The organism is Kordiimonas marina (assembly GCF_023006325.1).
GTDB classification, from domain to species: domain Bacteria; phylum Pseudomonadota; class Alphaproteobacteria; order Sphingomonadales; family Kordiimonadaceae; genus Kordiimonas; species Kordiimonas marina.
Genome location: NZ_JAINDF010000002.1, coordinates 657,927 through 682,251, shown reverse-complemented (window position 1 = coordinate 682,251; position 24,325 = coordinate 657,927). Strand labels below are relative to the sequence as shown.

Below are 24,325 nucleotides of genomic sequence, written 5' to 3'. Positions count from 1 at the left end.
AAATAATATCGTCGTCCGCAGTGCCGAACATGCTGTCATTACCGGTCGTACCATACATGGTAGCCATAGTGCTCCTCCTAAAAGCTCCTAGAGATTACTCAGGTCGGCAATACGCCCCCAAGTCACTCGTTAACTAAATTAGCTCCAGTTTGTCAACTGGATACAAGTCATCTCGCCACTGATACATCCACTCATTCCGTAAGCGATGTATCATTTTGTCATCATCAGATACTCAGCCAATTCACCTTCTTCCACCACCCAATTCTTACAGACACATTACAAAGCGCATCTAAATTAACAACCCCCTCATGGCGGGAAGCCTTTGAAATAAAGACCTACCCGCCTCTTTCTCAACTTACAAGCGCAAAATAACCCCGGCCGACACGGCAATTTGGTATAGGACTTGGGTTATATCTTTCGCCAATTGGAAATATTTCGTCTGCACGCGCGGCAGCACGAAGATTTCATCACCCGGCAGGATACGCGTCTTGTGGCTATCCAACCGGTACTGGCTCAGCTTGTCAAATGTGCCATCGCGGTGCAGCACGAGAACGTTCGAACTGCTGCTTTGCTGCACGAAACCACCCGCCAGGTTGATATAATCTTCCGGCGTACGGTTAGCTTCAAAGGTCATCGCGCTTGGGAACAGAACGTCACCATGCACCATGATCAGGTTGCTCTTGCGCGGAATGCGGATGATGTCGCCCGATTCCAGAAGCAGGTTCTTCGCGACCTCGGGCGAGCCCGCCAGCGTGACCTGGCCCTTGGGCTCGATATTCTTGGCACGCTCGACCCACTTAAGGACAAGACCCGCCTCATGTTCCCGCAGCACAGCTTCGTCCGTGGTGTTGGAGCGCGCGGTCAGCACACTGCTTTCAAGCGCCGTCAGCTGCGCCATCAGCATTTCCTTCTGGCGCTTCTGGACACTGGCCCGGAACAGCTGGATCGCCCCAGGCAGAGCATCCTTGGTGAATTTGATCTTCTTGAGCACATCAGAAAGCCGCGCGCCATAGGGCAGGACATATTCCTGACGCCCCAGATGTTCGCCTTCAACCCGGACAGAGATGGTTCCCGGGATTTTGTCGGAGGTGACTTCCAGAACATCCCCCGCCGAAACCTTCACATTGCCTGCTTCGGAGAGCGGATAATATTCGACTTCTTCCTTGGCCAGATTGTTGCGGTGGATGCGCACATGGGTCGCCCGCGATTCAGGCCGCGCAAGTCCCAGCACATCCTTCACCGTCACACTCTGCTTGTCGAATTCAAAGGTGAAGGCATTCTGCACCAGCCCGCGCACACCGATCTGTGAGCGCACGCCCTTCACCAGGACGGTATCACCATCATAAAGTTGGATCGCGGGCAGTTTACCATAGAGCAGGAAGTCATACAGGTTGACCGTTTTCAGCAGTTTGCCCTGGCGCAGCACCTCAACGGAGATATAGCTGCCCCGCAAGGAATCGATCCCACCGGCCATATCGAGGAAACGGACGATGCTGTCCGAAGAGTGCCCGGCATAAAGCCCGGGGCGCTTGACAAACCCGGTGACGAATACCTTGACCGGCTCCGCGCCATCAAGCGAGGCATAGACGCCGACGTTGGTTTTAAAGACCCGCTGAACAGCCTTGGTCACCTCCTCGTTCAGGTCGCCGTTCCGGACCCCCAGAAGGTGGACCGGACCAACCTTGGGCAGGAAGATGTTACCCTGGTTATCCACCACCATGCTTTCACGATACTCGAACCCACCCCAAAGCTGGATGGTGACATTGTCGCCCACAGCCAAGTGATAATCGGGGTTGAAGCCGGTGAACTGCTGGCGGGCGAACTGACCGTCGAAGATCCAGGAGCCGAAAACCTTGTGCCCTTCCGGCTTGGCCACATCGGCCGTGGTAGCCGGCTGGGCCTCCTGACCGATGGTGCCGACCTGCGCGGCTGCAGGCATCGCCACGGACGCCAGCGCCAGCAGGGCAAAGACGCAATAAGCAGTCGCCTTTTTCATCAGCTGCAAAACGGGACGTTTGCGCCGGTTATACATCGCGGTGCTCCTTCACTGTCGCTACAATCAGCACCAGAATGCCGTAGCCTAACGTTAACAAGACAAAAATGGTAACCAGATTGTACGTCCGCCGGGGATACATTTCCTTTTCAGGCAGGCTGGGCGCCTGAACCACGATCAGCTGCTTGAGCTTGCGGTATGCATCAACCCGGGTCTTTTCCAAGGTGGTAAATGTCGCCCGGTAAAGGTCGTAAGCAAACTGGCGCCTCAGATCAAGGCGGCGATATTCAATCTGCAATTCGCCAATCGGCTCCTTGCCGTTGCCGCCCCCTGAAACCTTGGCCCGCTCACTGGCGAGTTGGTCCTCGATCGCCTGGATGTGCGACCGCGTTGCCACCAGTTCGGGGGCATCCTTGTTCAGGTACCCTGACTGCACCTTTTCCTCCGAGCGCAGGCGGACCAGCTCGGTCTTGAGGCTCAGGATAATGGATTGCAGGGACTGGCTTTCGGCTTCCGGGCTCAGCGTCCGGTGCTTCATCTGGAATTCCAGCAGGTTCTTGGAGGCCGTTTCCAGCTCGGTCCGCGCCCGCTTCAGCTCGCCTTCGACGAATTTGACCTGCTGCTTGGCTACATCGTGGCCGACCTTGTTGATGAAGTCCTCGCCCTCTTTCAGCATTTCCTGTGTCAGTTTCAGCGAAAACTCAGGCGTGAAACCTTCCGCACGCACGCGGAGGATGCCGGAGGACGGGTCGATATCCAGGTGCACATGGTTGCGGTAATAGTCGAGGAAATCCTCATCCTTGGTAAACAGCCACAACCTGGACAGCGGGTCCCAGCGGTGATCCATATAGTGTTTCTTCAGGCCCAGCTTCTTGTCGAGACTCATCAGAATGTCGCGCGAGAGCAGATAGTCCCGAAGGAGCAGCACGTCATGGCTGCCGCCGCCACCGCCAAGGCCAAGCGCGCTCAGGGAAGGCAGCGACACATCGATTTCACCGCCGATGGATTTGACATAGACCTGCGCTTCAGGCGCATACCGGTTCGACGCGATAACGGTGAAATAGACGAAACACAGCAGCCAGATCGCGATCACCCAGAAAAAGGGTTTCTGGCGCTTCACGAAATCCAGCACGATACGGACAAAGGAGACTGCTTGTTCCACCGATGAATTCACCACTTCCTGTTTATACCGGGTTTTGCCGGCTTACTTTACCTTAGCGAGCGCCTTTTTCATGGCTTTGGAGGCTTCTTTCCGGTCGTCATACAACTCAGCGCCCTGATCGGCAAGGACCAGAATATGTGTATAAATGTCGCTGAGATCTTTTACGGTCGCAGCTGTCATCACAGCCATCGAATGTTCCAGCTTCTTATTGATCAGCGGCTCAATTCTGTCTTTCACCTCAGGCCCACCATAGGGCGCACCATCAAACAGCATGATGTCAAAGTCAAACACCAGAGATGTGGCGAAATTGAGCAATTTCTTTTCAGGCTCGTCCAATTGCTCGAAAGTTGCCTTCATCTGCGTGGTAAAGCCCGTGACGTCCTGGACACGGGCATACATATCGTCAAAATCCTTGTAGCCGAGGATACGGCCAAGAAAACGCAGGTTCTGGGTGACGGTCATCGTGCGCTCGAACCGCATCCTGCCGGTAATCCAGGAAACCGTGCCATTCCGCTTGATCTTGCCCGCATCCGGATAGACAAGTCCGCCGATCATATTCAAGACGGTCGACTTGCCCGACCCCGCCGGGCCGACAATCCCCAGATGGCCGCCTTCCGGCATTTCAAACGACACATTGGTCAGGACCTGCTTGGCCCCATGCGGCCCCAGGAATCTTTTGCTGACGTCGGTCGCCGTAATCATCATTTGTTAACGGCCTTCCGCCACCGAAGCCGGTACAGCGCAAGCGCAAGCCCCAACATGCATACGAGCCAGGTGGTAAAATACTCCATGTCCACCACCGGGCTGGTATAGTGGGCGAACCACATTTCCCGGATATATTCCATGACATGGACGAGCGGATTGTAGGCCAGGTATGTCCGGTAGGGCTCCGGAATAGCCGACATCGGCAGAAACACCGCCGAGGTAAAAAGAAGCGGCATATTGATGAAGGCCGTGAATTTGTCGATCTCCTTGGCGAAGGTCGACAGGAACAGCAGCACCATGCCGAACCCGAACCCGAACAGCGCGATCAGGAGGAAGCCGAACAGCGTCTCCAGGATATGGTCCGGCACCGGGTCATAACCCAACCAGATAAGGCCGATGCTGATGATGATCAGTACCAGCATCTCAACCACAAAATTCATACAGGCGCGGGCGATCATCACATCGAGAAGGCTGATCTGCCTGAGGTGGGAAAGGCCGTTGATGACGTTCGGGGCGGATTTGGTTTCCCTCACCATGCCCTGAAACAAACCGCGGAAAGGCAGAAAGGCAGCCAGCACGAAAAGCGGCGGCTCGATAAAACCGAACTCGCCGCGCCCGCGGGCGCCGAACATGACCATAAAGAACAGCATCATCATGAGGGGCTCGAACAGAACCCACATAGAGCCGAATTTATAGTCTGAAAATTTACGGAACATTTCGCGCGTAGCAATCGCGAAAATCACGCTTTTCTGGACCGATAGGGCAGTACGTACCCTTGAAGAGCGGCCAGCCGTCAGGCGGTGGGCCAACGCTTAGTCTCCGTGCATATAAATACCGGCGTATTTGCCGTCGCTATCGACGGCGACCAGGAACTTCACTTCTTTCGCCCGCATTTCGTTTTCGGCCTCATCGACGATTGCGGTTTTATCAATCGTCACGAACTCTTTACTCATACACTGGTAGGCCGTTACCTCGCGTACGCGGCGGGTCACCCGGAGGGCAACGCCAAGCTGCCCCTTGGTTACGACACCGAGAGGGCGGTTTTCATCATCGACAACGACAGCGATACCGGCAGGTCCGCCCGCCATTTCCGCCGCCAGTTCCAGAAGCACCATGCCAGGCTGAACCACCGGCACAGCCGTGGTCACCATAACATCCCTGACTTTCATCAAAAGCCTGCGGCCAAGTGACCCACCCGGATGGTAGCGGGCGAAATCCTTGGCATGGAAGCCGCGAAGCTGCATCAACGCGATCGCGAGGGCATCGCCGATCGCAACCGTCACCACGATCGACGTCGTCGGCACCAGGTTATTGGGGCAGACTTCCTCGGAAACCGGGATTTCCAGCACGACATCGGCCGCGCGGCCGACGGTGGAGGTCTTCGCCCCGGTGATGGCGATAATCTTGTTGCGGAAAGACTTGAGCGACGGCAGGAGCTGAACGATCTCCTGCGTTTCGCCGGAGTAGGAAATCAGGAGAAGCGTGTCGTCCGGGGTGACCATACCGAGGTCGCCGTGGGAGGCTTCTGCCGGATGCAGGAAGAAGGACGGTGTGCCGGTCGAGGCCAGCGTCGCGGAAATCTTGCGCGCCACATGGCCTGATTTGCCCATGCCGATTACAATCAGGTGTCCCCGCGTCTTCATCGCCATCATGATGGCTTCGCGGTAGGATTCCTCGTCATACGTCTGGGAAAGTCGCTCCAGCGCCTGGCCCTGCTTCAAGAAGCTTCCGCCTATCAGGTCGAGCGTTTCGGTAAAATCGGCCTTCAGGCTGCTCGGAAGCTCAAGAATATTTTCTAAAGAATTATCTTCAGGCGCGGAGTTTCTCATAAAATCCCCCAATTATCTCGCCACAACCATAATCATATGGAGCGATTGAAATCGCGCTTCTTATATCTACAAACGTAGGACGGCGCATACCGGAGGCCCCGGCATTGCAGCGGCACGCTAGCACCCCACCCCGGTTTTCTCAACAAACCTGTCAATTTTAAGGCAATTTTGTTTTGCGTGTATGCCTGACATGGTGCCCCGAACCTACAACCCGCAGCTTTCTGCCGATTTTTATCTAATACCCGGAATCGCCAAACGCACCGCGCCTGCTCGACCACACGGAAAACCAGGGCTGTTTTGGCCCTAACTTCTTATTCCTACTGGATTCAATTGGGGTCGTCAACTAGCGCTCCAGTCTTATTTGCATCCTCTCAAGACGATGCAAGACAACCTCCACACGAACCCTCAACGCTTGCGCACAAGAATATGTGTCTTGATCTTGGTGGGCGCCAGTCCCGCCCTGGCCGATGGGCCGGTCAGCATCAACACCCCGGTCCAAAGCCCCGGGATAAGGCCGCCGCCGCGCACTTTGCGGCCAATATATTGATAATAGAACTGCTTGTCCGCGCGCATGACCAGCTCCCGTTCCGTATAGAGATGGCCAAGCGGATCGAAGATCGCCAGATGCCAGCGGTCGCCTTTGCGGACATGGAAACCGCGGGCCATCAACACAAGCGCGGGGCTGTTGGCGGAAATCTCCTTAACCGGCGCATCCCACACACTGTCGCGCGGGCGCACCTTGGTCGAGAACTGGAGCGGCAGCAACACGCCGGGCTCGTAGGTGATCGGCTTCGCCCACAGGGCACCATGGCCGCTTTTACAGCCGCCATTATAGAGGCCGCCATCGAACGGGTCGATCACCTGACCATTCAGGCGCACCATATAATGGACGTGGGGATATTCGGTTTCGCCGGACAGACCGATCTCCGCCACCGGCTCCCCCTTCGTGACCTTGTCGCCCACCTTGACTTTGATGCTGCCAGCCTTGAGGTGGCAATATTGGCTGACATAACCGTCCCCGTGCGAGATCACCAGCCCGTTGCCGCATTCCCGGCCCTTGATCGCCGCCTGACCGCGCTCCTTGACTGACTCATCCTTGACGCCGTCCCTGAGCCTGAGCACGGTGCCGGGCGCTGTCGCCAGCACGGCAACGCCTTTTCTCATCCGGCCCATATCGGCAACGGCAATGTCGGTTCCGGCATGGCCATCCTGCGTGCGTTTGCCGCAGGTATAGTCGCTGATCTCCGGCCCCTTGGTCCGGTCGACATAGCGGGCGATCCAGCAGTCTTTCCCAAGCGTGCAGGCGACCGGAAAACCGAGCTTTGGCGCAACCGGGGGCGCGTCAGCAGGCGCCGCCGCATGGGCAGGTGCCACCGGGCCTGAAAAGGCCAGGGCGGACAGGAACGGGATCAGGGCCCGAGACAGGGAAAGGGTCAATCGTGTCTTTGTCATATCACTCACGCTATTGCCAAATGGGCATGGCTGCAACGCCCACCAGGGTAGGTAAACCATTTTCCAACCTGCTTAGGGGGAGCTTTCCACCCCGCCGGCGCGGACAAATAAATTGAACGCGCCCCCCACATTTGCTACTTCAGACCCCTGTCAGACACTGGCCGTGCGCAGCCCTATCGCCGAACCAGGCCGTCATGACAGGCCGCATGTCAGGCCGCATGTCAGGAGAGGGAATGACACCGCATAAATCCGATGCCGGACCGGCAGGTGCCACAAGCACCCCAGCGGGCACAGGCGCGCCAGGCCTTCAGGGTCATGACGCCGCCACGGCATCCATGCCCCCAAAGCCCTCTGCCCGGCCTGCCTTCCCGGATTTCCTGCCGGAGATAGGCGGCGGACGCCTGCACAGCATCCTGTTCCTGCAAGGGCTGGCGACACCGTTTTTCCGCAATCTCGCGAAACGGCTGAAAGGCCATGGCCACAGTGTCCACCGGGTCAATTTCTGCCCGGGGGACTGGATCTTCGGGCCCCTGCCCGGCGGCTTCCGCGATCAATCCACCAACTACCGCGGCACAATGGAAGACCTGCCGGCCTTCTACCGCAGAATTTTTACGGACAGGAAGGTCGATACCCTTCTCCTGTTCGGGGATTGCAGGCCCATCCATACCGAGGCGATCAAGGTCGCGAAGGACATGGGCGTGCGCGTGCTGGTGTTCGAGGAAGGTTACACCCGTCCCGGCTGGGTAACGATGGAAGAAGACGGCACCAACAGCTTCTCCCGCCTGCCCCATAAGGCTGGTGCCATCCGCGTGCTTGCGCAAGCCAAGGGCATCACCGGGCCCGCGGGCGATGTCACCATCAAGACGGACATGTTCCGCCGCGCCTGGATGGATGTGGCGAACCATGCGGTGAATATCTTCTTCGGCAGGCTGTTTTTCCCGCATTATCGCGGCCACCGCTCGGTACCATTGAGCACGGAGGCCAAAGGCTGGGCCCGGCGGCTGTTCCTGAAGGGCGACAAAGCCGAAAACACAGCCACCCTCCGCCGGTATGAAGCCGGGGTGCAGGACTATTTCCTCGTGCCCCTGCAGCTGAATACCGACTATCAGATCCGCGTACATTCGGACTTCCCGGATGTCCCCAGCTTCCTGAAGCAGGTGCTGGCCTCGTTTGCAGCGCACGCGGACAAGGGCGTGCGGCTGTTCATCAAGAACCATCCGCTCGACAACGGCACCATTCCCTACCGCCAGATCATCACGGAAGAAGCCACCCGGCTTGGCATTGGGGACCGGGTCGATTTCGCCCGAGGCGGAGACCTGAACCGTTTCCTGAAAGACTGCCGGGGTGTGGTGCTGATCAACAGCACGGTCGGCTATGCCGCCTTAAAGGCAGGGAAGCCGATGAAAGTGCTCGGCCGCGCGCTTTATGACATGAAGGGCCTGACGGACCAAAAACCGCTCGATGCCTTTTGGGCCGCGCCGGAACCGCCCGAACATTCGCTTGCGCAGGCTTTCCTGGGCGTTATACAGACATATACGCAAATTCGAGGTGACTTTTTCTCGCTCGAGGGCGCGGATATCGCGGCAAACGGTGCCATGGATGTCATTGAGGGCATCCGGCCGCGTTTGCCTGAGCCTGAAGAGAAAAGCACCAGCCCTCAGCACGAAAGCCCCGCACAGGACGTATGATCACCCTTCTTGCCGCCGTCATTCTACTGCTGCCCTACGCGCTGGAGGCGATGGTCAAGATCGGCTTCACCAAGCGGCCACGCGTGCGCTCGCCGCTGTTTTATGTCCTGACGCCGCTGGCCTCCGTCCTCACTTATGTGAGCTTCGCCGCCCTTCTGGGGCACCCCTATATCGCCTTCTTCGGCTGGATGCTGATCATCCCCGGCTTCGCCTTCATCTCCAACGTCAAGAACGCCATCCTGGGGGAACCGTTGACGGCCCCCGACCTGGACACGACACGCCACCTGTTCATCTATCCTGAATTTTATGTGGACTACGTCGGCCGCTGGCGCTTTTACGGCACAATGATGGCCTTCGCCGCCGCGATCGTCGCCAGCTATTTCCTCGAACCCTCGTTCGCGAGCCTGCTGTTGCCCACCCTGCCCGGCGCCCAGGCCTGGGCCTTCATGCTGCTGGATTGGGCCGCATTCCTTTTCATCATCGCCAAACTGGCCGCCGCTTACCTGAGCGAAGACCGCGCGCGCAAGCTCGGCGTCACCTTCGATGTGAACACCGATGTCGCCCGTTTCGGCCTGTTCCCGTTGATGCTGATCTACGGCGTGCTCCTGCTTTCGAACGCGAACAAAAGCCACCTCCATAAGGACAGGAAGCTGAAGGCTGGAGCGGACCGCCTGCCCGATATCATCGCGCTTCAGGCAGAAAGCTATTTCGACCTTGGCCGTCTCGACCGCCTGGTGGAAGGCGCCGCGGATGACTGGCCCACCCTGAAGGCGCTTGAAGGCAAAGGCATTGCCCACGGCCCGCTCACCGTGCCCGCCTGGGGCGCCTGCACGATGCAGAGCGAGTTTGCTTTCCTGTCCGGCATCCCGAACGAGCATTTAGGTATCGACCGCATCAACCCCTATCTGCGCATGGCGAACACGCCACTGCCGACGCTGGCGAGCCAGTTGAAGGCGCTTGGCTACCGCACCATCTGCGTCCATCCGGCCAAGAAGGAATTCTTCCGCCGCCACAAGGTGGTGCCGATGATGGGCTTCGATGAATTCGTCGGGCTGGAAGCCTTCGATGAGCGCGACCGGCTCGGCCCCTATATCTCCGATGCGGCGCTCGGCACCAAGATTGAGGAGATCATCGCCGAGCATCATAAAGCCTCGGACGTGCCGCTGTTCGTCTTCGTCATCACCATTGAAAGCCACGGCCCCTGGCAGGCCGGGCGGCTGGCAGGCTGGCTGGATGAGGATGCGCTCAAGGCCGAGGAACCGTCAGGCGACCATGCCTTCGCGCTTTACCGCCACCATATGGAGAATGCGCTTGCGCTCTTTTCCCGCCTCGGGCCGGACGCCGCGCCCGCCCGCCCGCGCGCCATGGCGCTATACGGCGACCACCAGCCCGCGCTTTATGAGCTGTTCTCGGCCCACGGCCTTGAGGAGCGCGATGTGAACTATATCCTGTGGTCGAGCGAAACCCGCATCGCCCCGCACGGCGCGCTGAAGGTGGAAACCCTCGCCGACGCGCTCCTCAAGGCCGCTGATATTCAATAAGTGCGGGCATTCAACGCCTTGGCGCTTGAGAGCCCCTTCTGCAGCCTCAAAAGTCGGAACAACGCAACCCACGCATAGCTGGCTATACTTGTCAGAAATAACTTCGCCCTGAACAAGTCCTTAGCAAGAAACTTCTATGACCAGCGTATCCCAAACCTCAACGCCCCAGTCGTCCGATGGCGTCACAACCTCTAAAAACTCCAGAATATCATCCAAGCTTTCATCTTCGTGCCAAGTAGTCATAACCAACGGCCCTTCAGAACGACTGTCGAGATCCTTCTCCACACAGACGTGGTCGACAAGATCGTCAAAATCAGAACAGCTCTTGCCTGTTGCCGCCACCCACATCGCACCGCCATTCACTAGCCTTTTCGCAAGCTCAATCTGGGCAGAGTCCGACATATCCTCGAAGTCGGCTGCCACAACCGCGAAGAAGGGACATTCCGGCATGGGCAGGCCCCCGACGTCGTGCTGACTTATGTTGACACGCTTAAGAATGATTCTTCCCCAAACAAAAAGGCCGGGTGTATCCCAGCCTTTTTCATGAATGATTTCAAGCTTTGGTTGTCATGCTGAACTTGGTTCAGCATCCATTCCATTTTGGCAACGCCCAGCTAGTGGAAAGATGGACCCTGAAACAAGTTCAGGGTGACACCCTGGAGTGGGCTTACTTCTTCCCGTTGCCGTTTGCGTTCAGATAGCCGTTTTCCTCAAGGTAGGAAACGATCTGGTCGGCGCATTCCTCGGCGCTGAACTTGGCGGTTTCGACGTGAATTTCCGGATTGACCGGCGCCTCATAGGGGCTGTCATAGCCGGTAAAATTCTTGATCTCGCCCGCTTTGGCCTTCTTATAAAGGCCTTTCGGGTCACGGGTCGCGCACACCTCAATCGGCGTATCGACGAAGACCTCGATAAATTCGCCAGTCTCAACCAGGCGCCGCACCATTTCGCGCTCGGACCGGAACGGGCTGATGAAGCTGGTCATGACCACGAGGCCGGCATCGACCATCAGCTTGGACACTTCGCCCACGCGGCGGATGTTTTCCACCCGGTCCTGGTCGGTGAAGCCCAGGTCGCGGTTGAGGCCGTGGCGCACGTTGTCCCCGTCCAGCACATAGGTGTGGCGGCCGCGCGCGAACAGGCGTTTTTCGATGATGTTGGCGATGGTCGATTTGCCCGAGCCCGAGAAGCCGGTGAACCACAGGATCGCCGGGCGCTGGTGCTTCATCTCGGCGCGGGCGTCCTTGTTCACGTCCAAGGCCTGCCAGTGAATGTTCGACGAACGGCGGAGCGCGAAATCGATCATCCCGGCACCGACCGTGTTGTTGGTCAGCCGGTCGATGACGATGAAGGCGCCGGTTTCGCGGCTTTCCTTATAGGGGTCGAACGCGATACGGCTGTCGAGGCTGATGTTGCAGATGCCGATCTCATTGAGGTCCAGCGTCTTGGCCGCCGTATGTTCCAGCGTATTGACATTGACCTTGTATTTAAGGTCCGTCACTACGCCCGGCACGGTTTTGGCCGCGGTCTTGATGAGATACGGGCGCCCTGGCAGCATGGCCTCATCCGACATCCAGATGATCTTGGCTTCGAATTGGTCGGCCACCTCAGGCGGGTTGATCTTGCCCGCGATCACATCCCCGCGGGAGATATCGATCTCATCCTCGAGCGTGATGGTCACGGCCTCACCGGCGACGGCCTCATCCAGCTCACCGTCATAGGTGACGATGCTTTTGACCGTGCTTTCCTGCGCGTTCGGCAGCGCCTTGACCGGGTCACCCACACGCACGGTGCCGGAAGAAACGGTCCCGGAAAAGCCCCGGAAATCCAGGTTCGGGCGGTTGACCCACTGCACCGGCATGCGGAACGGGCCGGCGGCGCGGTCGTCATCCACCTGAACGGTTTCCAGATAGTGCATCAGGGTCGGACCCTCATACCAGGACGTATTCTCACTGGGGGTAAGGATATTGTCGCCCTTGAGCGCCGAGATCGGGATCGACATGATGTTCTCGATGCCCAGGTTTTTGGCGAAGGCGCGATACTCAATCTCGATATCCGCGAGCACCGCCTGGCTATAATCCACCAGGTCCATCTTGTTGACCGCCAGCACCACATGCTTGATGCCGAGGAGCGACACGATGAAGCTGTGGCGGCGGGTCTGCGTCAGCACGCCCTTGCGCGCGTCGATCAGCAGGATGGCGAGGTCGGCGGTCGAGGCACCGGTCGCCATGTTGCGGGTATACTGTTCATGCCCCGGCGTGTCGGCGACGATGAACTTGCGCTTGTCGGTCGAGAAGAAGCGGTAAGCGACATCGATGGTGATGCCCTGCTCCCGTTCAGCCGCGAGGCCGTCCACCAGAAGCGCGAAATCGATATCCTGCCCTTGGGTGCCCACCTTCTTGCTGTCGGCTTCGAGCGCGCTCAGCTGGTCCTCGAAGATCAGCTTGCTGTCATACAGCAGGCGACCGATGAGGGTGGACTTGCCGTCATCCACGCTGCCGCACGTGATGAAGCGCAGCATGGATTTGTCTTCCTGGGCCTTGAGGTATGCGCCGATATCTTCGGCGATGAGGTCCGACTGGTGCGACATCAGAAATACCCCTCTTGTTTTTTCTTTTCCATTGAGGCGGTGGCGTCATGGTCGATCACACGGCCCTGACGTTCGGACGTGCGGGTGAGCAGCATTTCCTGAATGACGTCGGTGAGCGTTTCAGCCTCACTTTCGACCGCCCCGGTAAGCGGGTAGCAGCCGAGCGTGCGGAAACGAACCATCTTCATCTCCGGCACTTCGCCATCTTTCAGCGGCATACGGTCGTCATCGACCATGATCAGCTGGCCGTCACGTTCCACCACCGGGCGCTTTTTCGCGAGGTAAAGCGGCACCATCGGGATATTTTCAAGGTGGATATATTGCCAGATATCCAGCTCGGTCCAGTTGGAAAGCGGGAAGACGCGGATGCTCTCGCCCTTGTTCTTGCGGGTGTTATAAAGGTCCCACAGCTCGGGGCGTTGGTTCTTCGGGTCCCAGCGGTGCTGGGCCGAACGGAAGGAGAAGATACGCTCCTTCGCGCGGGATTTTTCCTCATCCCGGCGCGCGCCGCCGAAGGCCGCATCGAAGCCGTACTTGTCCAGCGCCTGCTTGAGCGACGCGGTTTTCATGACATCGGTATGATAGGCCGACCCGTGGGTGAAGGGGCCAACGCCCGCCTTCACACCTTCCTCGTTGATGTGAACGATGAGGTCGAGCCCCAGGTCCTTCGCCATCTTGTCACGGAATTCGACCATCTCGCGGAACTTCCAGGTGGTGTCCACATGCATGATCGGGAACGGCGGCTTGGACGGATAGAAAGCCTTCATCGCCAGGTGCAGCATGACGCCGCTGTCCTTGCCGATGGAATAGAGCATGACGGGGTTTTCGGCCTCGGCCGCAACCTCACGCATGATCTGGATGCTTTCGGCCTCAAGCCGTTTCAAGTGGGTCAGTGTTTTGGTCATGAAAAGTACCGGTACCCTTACATTTCTATTCAAGCATAGGCTTTAAAGATGGGCAGGCTTTAGCGCAAGGGGAACCGGCCAGAAAAGATATTTTTTCTTTTTTAAGGGGAAAATGAATATTTATAAGAAAAATAATCTAATGATTATAAATTGTTAAAATATTTAATTTTGAAAAAAATATTTATTAAAAAATTTTACCCTTTAGATTAGGGCAGGAGAGACAGGAGCCTCCTTCAGCGCAGCAGGGTTTCCCACCCGTCAGCGAAACAGTGTTTCCAGGATATTGCCGAGCTTGCGCAAGGGTTTGAGGGCCTTCTGAAGTGTGCCTTCCACCGCTTGCCGGGCCGCCCTGGCCTCCGCGGCAATATCGGCGACCAGCGCTTCGGCGCTGTAGCTCCGCCGTTCGGGCCAGCGCACATAGCGCGCATAAACGCACAACAGGCCATAAACCAGCGCTTCGATGGGCAGGACACGCCCACGCCGGGGCAGTGATTGCCCCTCAGCGGCCATGCGGTCGGCCGTCAGCCCCCAGCCAGCATAAAATGGCAGGCCGTAGGTGACCACGCGGCGGCCGCGCAACAGCGCCTCGAACCCGGTCAGGCTGGTCATGGTGTGGATTTCTTGGGCTGCGTCGATGCAGTCGATAATGTCGGCGTCGGTCACCACCTCATCCGCGGCGCGGTCCAGCACGTCCTGGGGCACAGCGCCTTCCCGGTTGCCACTTGCCACATCCGGGTGCGGTTTGAAGACGATATAGGCGTCCGGCATATCTGCACGCACCGCTTCGAGAAGCGCGGCGTTGGATTTGATTTTGGGCGAACCATAACGGATGGACGCATCGCTTTCCACCTGCCCCGGCACCAGCACGACCGTCCGCCCCCCGGCCCTTGCCTTAAAATCCAAAGCCCCTTGCACGCCAACATTATATTTGCTGACCCTTGAGGCCAGCAGCGTTTCAATGAGCGACCGGCCACGCTTAAGCTCCCGCGCATGGAAGCCGTGGGTCATCAGGAAATGCTCAAGGTCGCTTTCCGCCGTGCCGTCATAATAGATGCCGCGCCGGTCCAAAACCAGCGACGCCGGGCGCCGGTAATCACTGCCGAGACCGACCGAACGCAGGAAGCCGTCCTCCATGCGCCAGACCGGGATATGCGCGGGCACATGGCCGAGCACGTCATCATGCTTGCGGCCCCAGGCGATGACCACATCGTCATCATTGAAAGCGAAGTCCTTCACCTGCCCCGCCGCGATATGGCGCACCTTGCCGATGCCGGGGCCGAAGAATTCATGGGCGAACTGGCGCCGCCAGGGCGAGAAGCCGACTGTCAGCGCCCGTGCGCCTTCCGGCCGTTCGATCTGCTTTTCCGCGATCAGGAAATCGAGCACGTCCTCAAGCTCCACCGCGTCGTGGGTGAAGGGGTCGATATAGCGGGAATAAAGGATACAGGCGGCGGCGAACAGCTCAGCCACCGTACGTTTCGCGGTGCGGCGCTCGGTCGTGATCTTGTCGTCCGTCAACCCCCAACCGGCATAGAACGGCAGCCCGAAACAGGTGACAGGCTTCCCGGCAATCAGCGCTTCAAATCCCATCTGGCTGGTGGCGACATAGACATGCCCGACCTCAGCCAGCAGCGCCTGCGGGGCGACCGCATCGGCGATCATCGTCACCCGGTCCGGCAGGCTGTGGGCGATGAAATGCCCGCGCTTTTTGCCGACCAGCACATCCGGATGCACCTTCAGAAGCACTTCAGCGTCCGGATTATCATCCAGCGCCGCGTGCAGCATGGCATCGAAACAGTCATCGCCCGCGAGACCGAGCGACAGCGACATGTCACCGAACGTCTGGTCGACCACCAGCACCTTGGGGCGCGGGATGGCGTCAAGCGTGGCACGGAGGGCGGCCGGAACCTCCAGCGGGCTGCGGTTATATTTGGACAAGCGCCAGCGTCTGATGCGCTCCATCGCGTCTTCGGCACGCGCGATCAGCTCCGGCGTGACCCAGTCGTCCCGGTTCAGAAGGTCTTCAAGGTCGCTTTCATGGGTGGCGTCATAATAGATGCCCTTATGGTCCAGCACCATGGCCATGCGCCGGTCATCGATCGCCGGGTGGCTGAGATAAGCGAAGAAGCCGTCCTCCAGATGCCAGTACGGCAGGCCGGACTTTTCGGCAAAGCGTTTGGCCCCGTGGGTGTTTTCCTTCTTGCCCCAGCCGACGACCACATCGCCTTCGCGCGCGTCCCCGAAGCCTTTCTTGACCGGAACACCCAGAAGCGCGGCGATAAGCGGGTCCCGGGCGATACCGTTCGAGGCCGTCAGCGCCCGGCTTACCGTCGTCATGCCCTCCCCGCCAAGCTGCTTCATGTATTCGCCTCCAGGAAGCAGCGCACGGCCTCCAGGTCTTCCGGCGTATCCACCCCCGCGGGCGGCACATGCGCCACCGGCACGACCATGATCTTGAGGCCGTTCCACAAGGCGCGCAGCTGTTCCAGGCTTTCAAGCAGTTCGGTGGGCGCGGGCGGCAGCGCCGTCAGCGTCTTCAGAGTGGAAACCCGGTAGGCATAAATGCCGATATGGCGCTGGTAGGGAAAATGGCTGGGGTCCGGCATATCCACACCGCGGTGGTGCGGGATGGCCGCGCGGGAGAAATAGGCCGCGAAGCCGCTTTTGTCGGTCACCACCTTCACCATGTTGGGGTTGGTGATGTCGGCCGCCTCGCGGATCGGGTGGCTGGCCGTCGACATGGCCGCGGCGGGATGATGCTTCAGGCTGTCACCCACGACCCGGATGAGCGCGGGCGGCATCAGCGGTTCATCACCCTGGACATTGACGACGATATCGTCATCGGCCCAGCCCATGGCCTCCGCCACTTCGGCGATCCTGTCGGTGCCGGAGAGATGGTCATCCCGGGTAGGCACAGCCTGCCCACCAAAGGCTTCAACCGCCTTGAGGATGCGGGCATCATCGGCGGCGACAAAAATATCGTCCGCGTCCGTCGCAGCTTCTTGCGCACGGTCCCACACATGCTGGATCATCGGCTTGCCCGCAATGTCCGCAAGCGGCTTGCCAGGCAAGCGCGTGGACGCATAACGGGCGGGGATGACGATCTTCATGCGCTTGGGCCCTTGGTCATTGGGTCAGTCCACCGTCGTGGTGGGTGTCATCCATATACATGGCGTCCATCAGCGGGGTACCCATACGGTCGGCCAGATATTCGCACACTTCGCGGACAGCACCATGCCCGCCGCGGGCGTGGGTGACATGGTCCGCCACCATATGGACGGCGGGCACGGCATTGGCGGGCGCAAGCGGGTGGCCACAGGCTTCCATCACCTTCAGGTCCACGAGGTCATCGCCCATGAAGGCGGCTTCGGAAATATCGATGCCAAGACCATCGCAGATTTCCTGAAGCGCTGCCAGCTTGTTGCCGCAGCGGAGACGCCGGAGCTTGATACCAAGATCATCCAGCCGCTTATTGAGGACCGCACTGTCGCGCCCCGAAATGATGGCGACCTTGATCCCCAACCGCTCCAAGAGCTTGAGGCCGAGCCCATCCTGCGCGTTGAAGGCCTTCATCGCCTCACCAGCGGCGGAATAATAGAGCGTCCCGTCGGTCAGGACACCATCAACATCAAGCGCGAGAAGTTTCACTGTCATTGGTCTACTCCGTCACCACCGGCGGGAAGCTTTTGGCCAGGTCATCGATGGCTTTCATCTGGGAAAGATAGGATTCAAGCGCAGGGAGCGGCAGCGCACACGGGCCGTCGCACAGCGCCTCATCCGGGTTGGGGTGCGCCTCAATGAACAGCCCTGCGATGCCGAGCGCCATGCCGGCACGGGCGAGCGCCGCCGCCTGTTCCCGCCTGCCGCCCGCGCTGTCGGACCGGCCGCCGGGGCGCTGCAGCGCGTGCGTGGCGTCAAACACCACCGGCGCCATGCCCTTCATCAGGTCCATGCCGAGCATATCGACGACAAGGTTGTTATAGCCGAAGCAGGAGCCGCGCTCACACAGCATCACGGTTTTGTTGCCGCTTTCGGCGAATTTCCTGAGGATATGGCGCATTTCCTCAGGCGCGAGGAATTGCGGCTTCTTGACGTTGATCACCGCGCCGGTTTTCGCCATCGCGGTGACAAGGTCTGTCTGGCGCGCGAGAAAAGCCGGCAACTGGATCACATCCGCCACCTCGGCCGCGGGGGCAGCCTGGAAGGGCTCATGCACATCCGTGATGACCGGCACGCCAAATTCGGCCTTGATGTCGGCCAGCATTTCGAGGCCTTTTTCGGGCCCCGGCCCGCGGAAGGAATGCACCGACGAGCGGTTCGCCTTGTCGAACGAGGCCTTGAACACATACGGAATACCGAGCTTGTCGGTTACCTCGACAAAGCGGCCGGCAACCTCGAACGCGAGGTCACGGCTTTCCAGAACATTCATGCCGCCGAACAAGACAAACGGCCGGTCGTTGGCGACCGTGACATGATCACCGATACTGACAGAACGGATCATCCTCTCCCCCTTGGCCGTCTCACGCGCGGAAGAGGTTCACCGGTGCGCAAGATGGAAAAACGTTACCTGCCATGGCTAGCGCCAAAGGCGAAAAAGCGCAAGGCTGCATGGGGGTGGAGGCCTACTTATCCGGCGCGGTTATAGAGAGGGTCGGGGCGGCGGCTGGCCTTATCGATCCAGCTGTCGAGCTTAACCTCTACAGGCTCAGCCGACACGAAGGACAGCACCAGCTGATATTCAGGCAGGAAATGGAACCAGATCATCGCGGAGTCGCGGCCCCCGGGCGTCGGCGCCTTCAGCCGTGGGTGGCCGGAGCTGAGGTCCAGTTCGATCTGGCGCAGGTAGGGCATCAGCTTGCCGTCCTCCATTTTCACGAAAGATTCGCGGATCGCCCACAGCGTGAAGAAAAGAATCTGGCCTTCGGCCTCCGGCATCGCACACAGAAGTGCGGCTTCCTCTTCCGGGTAGCGGCGTTCGGCCACACGGCGCCAGTTCACGGTAAGGTCTATCTGTTGGATATCGATGCCCACGGGGGTGGTGTCGCTGACCGCGACGGCGGCGATGCCTTCTTCAGCAGACCCGGTGTGGGAGACGGAAAAGAACGGCGGCTCCTGGGGCGAAAAGCCATCGATGGAGATACGCCCCGCGCCTTCCTGCACCAGTGGTACCGCCTTCGGCAGCAGGCCCATATGCTGCCCAAGCCGGGTGCGCAGCATCGACCGCGCAGTCACGAAGGACGGCCGTGCGCCTTCATGCATCCCGGCAAGACGTTCATGTTCTGAAGGGGACAGAAGCTCCTGTCCCTGGAGGGCGGGGTCCGCTACGCGCACCGCCAATGTAACCTGTTCAACCGCCATAAAGCGTTCAGCCCAACATCTTTCGACGACCCCCAGGCCCCGCTATGCCACGGATGGCGCGGCACGGCAAGGGCTGGAAGGGATCAGCGGCCCTTATGGCGCCGGTCTTCGCGCGTCCGTTTGTTGGACTTTGGCCGGTCCGGCGGCATGAGGCCGGAGCGTTTGGTCGGCGCGCGTTCGGCATCGGTGCCGACATAATTATCCACCTGCAGGGTCCACTTGAGGTCATTCACCAGCCGTTCGAGCCGGAAAAGGTCGTCATTGCCGCGGCAGCCGGTGTCCCAGCGCACATGCTTGTCATAGTCCTGGCTTTTGACCGTGATCTCGATCACCGAATGGTCAGTGGCCTGGATACGGCAGGCCTTGCCGGAATAATCGTCCTCCAGCGCGTCAAAATCATACTGTTTCAGCGCCTCCAGCGCATCGAGGAAGCGGCCCGTGGTTGTCTGGTCTGACGCCTGGCCATGGGTTTTCGTGAAACGGCTGCCGTAGAAGATCACCCGGCCGTCGCCATAAAGCGTGATCGAATACACCGCGCACGAGCCAAAGCACGGCCCCTGTTCGAGCTTGATATATTCCATGCCGGTCGGGTCATGGTCGGACGCGCTGGCGTCCGGGCCGCTGCCGTCATCCTCGGCGCAAGCCGTCAGCATCACCAGTGCCGGCAGGAGTGCCAGCCGCACGGCCTTTGTGAAGATCCCCGTCATCCTCTATCCTTCCGCCAATGTTGGCCCGCCTTGTTTATGGGCCCTTCTCTTGGCGCAATTGTGGCCCCGTCCCTTGCCTCCGTCAACATGGGGCGCATATTCACAAGGTGGTAAGGATTGTTTGCTAGCGTCCGGTCAAGGATGCCCCCCGCCCACATAAACACAAAAGGCCCGGTTATGACCCCCACCCCACAGCCAGAGAAACGCCTTGGCGGCAAAATCCCGCGGGTGCTGGTGGTTGAGGACAATCCGGTGATGGGCCAGATCCTCGGCACGCTGCTCACGCACATGGGGCTGCATTATAAAACCGTGCCGGACGGCAAAGAAGCGGTGAAGACGGCGGAAGCGGCCCGGTTCGACCTGATCCTGATGGATATCATGATGCCGGGCATGAACGGCATGAAGGCCACCCGCGCGATACGGTCAGGCAGTGGCCCCAATGCGCAAACGCCGATCCTGGCCGTCAGCGGCAATGCCGACAGCATGGATGTGGATGCTTGCCAGAAGGCGGGGATGAACGGCCATCTCAAAAAACCGGTGGGCCACTATGCGCTGAAGACCGCGGTTAAAGGATTTCTGGATCTTCCTGAAACCGATAGGACCGGTGAGGCGGGGGAGACTGAAGGGAAGGAAGCGTCTTTCATCGTGGCGAAAGACGATGTCGACATCCTGAACTGGAAGGCCTTCCATGAATATGCCGCGCTACTGAAGCGCAAGCTGCCCAGGCTGCTGGCGGATTACCTGCGCGCGGCCCCGGACCTTTTGTCCGGCATCAATGATGCCCTTGGCGAAAAGGACCCCAAGAAGCTTGAGTTCCTGGCTCATAAGCTCAAATCCACCAGCCTGGTGTTCGGCGCGGAAGGCGTGTCCGACCTCGCGGCCCAGTTGGAAGCGCTCGGCCGTTCAGGCACGACCCAAGGCGCGCAAGCGCGCCTCGCTGAGTTGCATATCCAGTATGAGCGCACCCAGGCTGTGCTAATGAAAAAGCTGGTTGTCCTCAGGAACGCGGGTTAACCCCTTCCCCTGCGGCCCATGATCAACTTGGCCCTGTAAAACACCCCAAATTCTAAAATATCTAAAATTTTATGATTAACGCTTTGGTCACGATTGCGGGCCAAAACTGCTCCCCAAAGCGGCCATGAAAACAAAAGGGCCCATTCGTCAGGCATGTGTTGACACCTATTCCGGAAGAAGACCGGGAGTGCGAGACTGATGACGATACATGCGAGCATAGCCGAGACACCCGCCGATCAGCCCCCGATCGCGGTCTCCCCCGATGGTGAAACCGACGCACGCGCACCCGCACATGAGGGCCATGCGCTTATCGCCGATGACACGGCGGTGATGGCCAAGCTGCTCGCCGGCACGCTGACCCGTCTGGGCTACAGCTTTGACCGCGCGCAAGACGGGCAGGAAGCGCTGATGATGGCGAGCCAGACCCGCTATGACGTCATCCTGATGGATATCATGATGCCGAAGATGGACGGCCTGGCCGCCACCCACGCAATCCGCCGCCTGCCCGGTGAACGCGGCGATGTGCCGATCATCGCGGTCAGCACCAAAATGTCGGTGCCCGAGGTGGAAAGCTACCTCGCCGTCGGTATGACCGATGTCATCAAGAAGCCGGTCAACAGCATCAGCCTGCAGGCGCTTTTCGACAAGCACCTCAAAAGCGATGCCGATTGCACCGCCGCCACCTCCGACCGGGAAATCTGGCAGCGCGAAGGGGCGGTCCGGGACGAGCTGGATATCCTCAACTGGAATACGCTCAACTGCTATGGCGAGCTGTTCAAAAGCGGCATGATCGGTATTCTTGAGGATTTCCTGCACGCCGCTCCGCCCTTGATTGCCGACATGGGCAAAGCGGTTGCCCGCGGTGATGACGACAGCACCTGCATGTTCGCGCACCAGCTGAAGTCCACCGCCGAGGTGTTCGGGGCCGAAACCCTGTCCGACCTGGCGGCCCGGCTGGAAATTCTGGCAGGCAACGGTGAAACCCGCCGCGCGCCGGTGCTGTTTGCCAAGCTGCGCGCGGCCTATGTGGCCACCGAATCCGCCCTCAAGAAGAAGCTGGTGCTCCTTAAAAACATGGGCTGAGAAAGCGCCGGATCGAACATCTGATCAAACGTCTGGCCAGGCGTGGACCGACTGTGCGGTGCGCGCTAATGTTTTATTCACCATTTCCCGTTATAGTAGTTTTGATGCATGATGGCTTTGTGCATTGGGGTCTGCACGAGAGGTACCGCCGGGGCGGGCCACCTGAACGGGTGATTGGCTAACCCGAAGGCCACACGGCCACCCCGCCCCGGCATTTTCATAGCAAACATTGTTATTTTTGAACTTCCACGCCGCCAGAATGTACAGATCTAAGTACCGTTATCAGTTGCAGTTGGCGGGAAACTCTTGCGCCCCAAAATGAAATCTATCCATGGATCACGTGTTTTGCGAGCCCCGGAAAGAACGAGCATATCATTAATTGCATCCCCACTCGTATATGAGCGCAGCTTCGCGTAATTTGTTTTTGCGTTCTCCCAAAGTTGGTTGACTGCATCAACCAGCCGCTCTGCTGCTCTCGTAACTATTTTGTCGCTATGCTCATCTATTATCTTGATGACAAAATATGTTGCCACTGCCCCCAAAGCAAGGACTGCCCCAATACCCGAAACAAGTAATATTGAAGATATTACCGTCTCTGCAAGAGCCGAAATTGCCACAGTAGTTATAGCCCTAAAGACCCCCGCAGCCAAAGACTCCAAAGCTACTTTAATAGCTACCTTGGTCTTCTCAACCCAGTTTTCTTGAGAGATAATCTCAGCGATGTCTGATACCCATGCAAGATATTGCAAACCTTTCGCAGCCGGCCCTAGCCACCTTAAATACTTCTGCACCCCTGCCGTCACGCCCATCAGGTCCTTAAAAGTATTCTCAAATATTTGGGGGACTGCCTTTTTCAGTTTAGCTTGCCATATCCGTTTGTAGCGTGCTGATTTTTCGGGGTTAGTTGGCTTGCCTGGGGATAGTTGTTCGCTGTGGATAAGGTAATTTTTAAATTCTTCTTTTGACTTGTTGAGTTCATCTATTAATCGTTGAGTATTATCCTTAAATTTCCGAGTAATTAATGACCTCGTATCTTGTTTCGACGATCCCGTTTTGCCCATAAATTGATTGGCCATCACCTGAGTTTCTTGGATGGCCTTTTTCCAACTAAGCCGCTCATCTTTAACGCGCTGAATGAGCTGGACCAGGAATTCTTCAATCATCTTAGCTCGCTTTTCAATTATCTCTGCACCTGAGAATAAAAAGTCCGCGCTGGCAAAATAGGCATCATTGCGTTGCATATACTCCAACCAATCCGCTAAAATCTTGGTCACTTTAGTATGCACTTCGACCAATTGGCGGGCTTCCATCCGCTTCGATAATCCTGGCACCAGTTTTTCTGCCAACAAGGTTAACTGATCATCCGTTCTCTTTCGGGAAGAGGAGAGTGACATCTCTTCCATTGCAGCGAAAAGAGGCAATGCAATTTTGTATTCAAAAGGCCCGCTACTTAGCTGATACATCGAAAAAAATGTATCCGATGGCTTTCCTGCCCCAGATAAGCGCTCAATCACCCGGATAGTTGTAAAGGTCAGGCCACCCCCCCCCGCGGATCGCCAGTAGGCTGTCTTGCCCAGAACGGAACGCACATAAGCCTCGGCCGGGTAGAAAAGCTGGCCATCTTGATTGACGTCTGAGTTCATGATCTCCAGTGAGCATGTGATATGCCCGACCGTATCAGCGCCGACATCCTTGAGGGCTACCTTCAGCCCCTCCTTAGCAAAAGCCTCAATGGCATTCATCAAGGCCCGGGCATCATTATCTAGAATCGGCGCCGTCCGGCGAATTCTATCAATTTCAGCTCGCGCAAAACTTTGCGCCTCCGGGATGGAGGTTAACGTATAGGGCCTGGGCTGAGCATTTAGCTGGTCTATGATGTCCATCTCACTTATCCCACGTTTCCCGTGAGACCCCCTTTATTTTCTCCACCGTCCTCAGGCCGCCGAGGCCGAGCATGGACATGAGCACGGTCACCAGCGTGTCGGAGCCGGTGAGCGCGGGCGGCATGGGCACGGCGGGGAAGAAGGCGGCGCGCGCCCACAGCAGGATGTCATGGCCGATGAACTGCCAGGCAAGGGCGGCGGCACACACCCAGCCCACGGCCGGGCGCCAACCGGCGACGAACACGCTCGGGTGCTCGGCCTCCGCCTTGTTGATTTCCATCTGCCCCAGGCCCGCCTTCAGCACCTGCATTTCAAGCTCATGCTCGAACTGCTGCTTGGCGTTCTTGTCCGGGATCAGCCGGTCCAAGGGTTCCTTGATGACATCGAGGATGGTGTCGAGGATCGGAATGCCCAT

21 protein-coding genes are annotated in these 24,325 nt (G+C 58.5%); 4 read left to right on the top strand and 17 right to left on the bottom strand.

Features of this window, described 5'->3' with window-relative positions:
- Positions 1–355: 355 nt before the first annotated feature.
- The 6 genes from K6118_RS06495 to K6118_RS06470 form a co-directional block, all read right to left on the bottom strand.
- Positions 356–2,032: a polysaccharide biosynthesis/export family protein gene (locus tag K6118_RS06495; RefSeq protein ID WP_247119419.1), complete on the bottom strand. Its 1,677-nt coding sequence runs from the start codon at positions 2,030–2,032 to the stop codon at positions 356–358.
- A complete protein-coding gene (locus tag K6118_RS06490) occupies positions 2,025–3,155 on the bottom strand; it encodes a KpsE/RkpR family capsule polysaccharide export protein (protein ID WP_247119418.1) in 1,131 nt (376 codons plus the stop codon). The genes K6118_RS06495 and K6118_RS06490 overlap by 8 nt, the downstream gene beginning before the upstream one ends.
- Positions 3,156–3,197: 42 nt before the next feature.
- Entirely contained in the window at positions 3,198–3,860 is a 663-nt protein-coding gene (locus K6118_RS06485; protein WP_247119417.1) for an ATP-binding cassette domain-containing protein, read from the bottom strand.
- A complete protein-coding gene (locus K6118_RS06480) occupies positions 3,857–4,603 on the bottom strand; it encodes an ABC transporter permease (protein ID WP_247119416.1) in 747 nt (248 codons plus the stop codon). Before K6118_RS06480 ends, K6118_RS06485 begins: the two co-directional genes overlap by 4 nt.
- A gap of 69 nt (positions 4,604–4,672) precedes the next feature.
- Entirely contained in the window at positions 4,673–5,689 is a 1,017-nt protein-coding gene (locus K6118_RS06475) for a KpsF/GutQ family sugar-phosphate isomerase (RefSeq protein ID WP_247119415.1), read from the bottom strand.
- Positions 5,690–6,094: 405 nt separating this feature from the next.
- Positions 6,095–7,141: a M23 family metallopeptidase gene (locus K6118_RS06470; protein WP_247119414.1), complete on the bottom strand. Its 1,047-nt coding sequence runs from the start codon at positions 7,139–7,141 to the stop codon at positions 6,095–6,097.
- A 233-nt stretch (positions 7,142–7,374) separates the two neighbouring features.
- On the opposite strand from K6118_RS06470, the gene K6118_RS06465 reads away from it, so the two are divergent.
- Both K6118_RS06465 and K6118_RS06460 read left to right on the top strand, forming a co-directional pair.
- A complete protein-coding gene (locus tag K6118_RS06465; RefSeq protein ID WP_247119413.1) occupies positions 7,375–8,829 on the top strand; it encodes a capsule biosynthesis protein in 1,455 nt (484 codons plus the stop codon).
- A complete protein-coding gene (locus tag K6118_RS06460) occupies positions 8,826–10,370 on the top strand; it encodes an LTA synthase family protein (protein WP_247119412.1) in 1,545 nt (514 codons plus the stop codon). The genes K6118_RS06465 and K6118_RS06460 overlap by 4 nt, the downstream gene beginning before the upstream one ends.
- Positions 10,371–10,490: 120 nt before the next feature.
- Here the strand turns inward: K6118_RS06460 and K6118_RS06455 are convergent, their stop codons facing one another.
- From K6118_RS06455 to K6118_RS06415, 9 genes are all read right to left on the bottom strand, one after another.
- Positions 10,491–10,820, bottom strand: a complete 330-nt coding sequence (locus K6118_RS06455; RefSeq protein ID WP_247119411.1) for a DUF7684 family protein — start codon at positions 10,818–10,820, stop codon at positions 10,491–10,493.
- A gap of 217 nt (positions 10,821–11,037) precedes the next feature.
- Entirely contained in the window at positions 11,038–12,960 is a 1,923-nt protein-coding gene (gene cysN, locus K6118_RS06450; RefSeq protein WP_247119410.1) for a sulfate adenylyltransferase subunit CysN, read from the bottom strand.
- The gene (gene cysD / locus K6118_RS06445) at positions 12,960–13,865 is read right to left on the bottom strand and encodes a sulfate adenylyltransferase subunit CysD (RefSeq protein ID WP_247119409.1); all 906 of its coding nucleotides are present in this window, start codon (positions 13,863–13,865) and stop codon (positions 12,960–12,962) included. Before cysD ends, cysN begins: the two co-directional genes overlap by 1 nt.
- A gap of 258 nt (positions 13,866–14,123) precedes the next feature.
- Positions 14,124–16,226 carry a capsular polysaccharide biosynthesis protein gene (locus K6118_RS06440; RefSeq protein ID WP_247119408.1) on the bottom strand — a complete coding sequence of 701 codons (2,103 nt, stop codon included), beginning with the start codon at positions 16,224–16,226 and terminating at the stop codon, positions 14,124–14,126.
- Positions 16,223–16,975, bottom strand: a complete 753-nt coding sequence (gene kdsB / locus K6118_RS06435) for a 3-deoxy-manno-octulosonate cytidylyltransferase (protein ID WP_247119407.1) — start codon at positions 16,973–16,975, stop codon at positions 16,223–16,225. Before kdsB ends, K6118_RS06440 begins: the two co-directional genes overlap by 4 nt.
- 16 nt (positions 16,976–16,991) lie before the next feature.
- A complete protein-coding gene (locus K6118_RS06430) occupies positions 16,992–17,519 on the bottom strand; it encodes a KdsC family phosphatase (RefSeq protein ID WP_247119406.1) in 528 nt (175 codons plus the stop codon).
- 4 nt (positions 17,520–17,523) lie between these two features.
- Entirely contained in the window at positions 17,524–18,366 is an 843-nt protein-coding gene (gene kdsA, locus K6118_RS06425) for a 3-deoxy-8-phosphooctulonate synthase (protein WP_247119405.1), read from the bottom strand.
- A gap of 125 nt (positions 18,367–18,491) precedes the next feature.
- Entirely contained in the window at positions 18,492–19,223 is a 732-nt protein-coding gene (locus K6118_RS06420) for a 4'-phosphopantetheinyl transferase family protein (protein ID WP_247119404.1), read from the bottom strand.
- Positions 19,224–19,306: 83 nt separating this feature from the next.
- Positions 19,307–19,930, bottom strand: a complete 624-nt coding sequence (locus K6118_RS06415) for a DUF6438 domain-containing protein (protein WP_247119403.1) — start codon at positions 19,928–19,930, stop codon at positions 19,307–19,309.
- A gap of 177 nt (positions 19,931–20,107) precedes the next feature.
- Between K6118_RS06415 and K6118_RS06410 the strand changes: the two genes are divergently transcribed.
- Together K6118_RS06410 and K6118_RS06405 are read left to right on the top strand one after the other, a co-directional pair.
- Positions 20,108–20,944, top strand: a complete 837-nt coding sequence (locus K6118_RS06410; protein ID WP_247119402.1) for a response regulator — start codon at positions 20,108–20,110, stop codon at positions 20,942–20,944.
- Between the two features lie 198 nt (positions 20,945–21,142).
- Positions 21,143–22,027: a response regulator gene (locus K6118_RS06405; protein ID WP_247119401.1), complete on the top strand. Its 885-nt coding sequence runs from the start codon at positions 21,143–21,145 to the stop codon at positions 22,025–22,027.
- A gap of 269 nt (positions 22,028–22,296) precedes the next feature.
- Here K6118_RS06405 and K6118_RS06400 read toward each other — a convergent pair whose 3' ends face one another.
- Complete coding sequence (locus tag K6118_RS06400) at positions 22,297–23,910, bottom strand: hypothetical protein (protein WP_247119400.1); 1,614 nt, start codon at positions 23,908–23,910, stop codon at positions 22,297–22,299.
- A gap of 1 nt (position 23,911) precedes the next feature.
- Positions 23,912–24,325 (bottom strand): 3TM-type holin, encoded by a 414-nt coding sequence (locus tag K6118_RS06395; RefSeq protein WP_247119399.1) that lies wholly within the window; start codon positions 24,323–24,325, stop codon positions 23,912–23,914.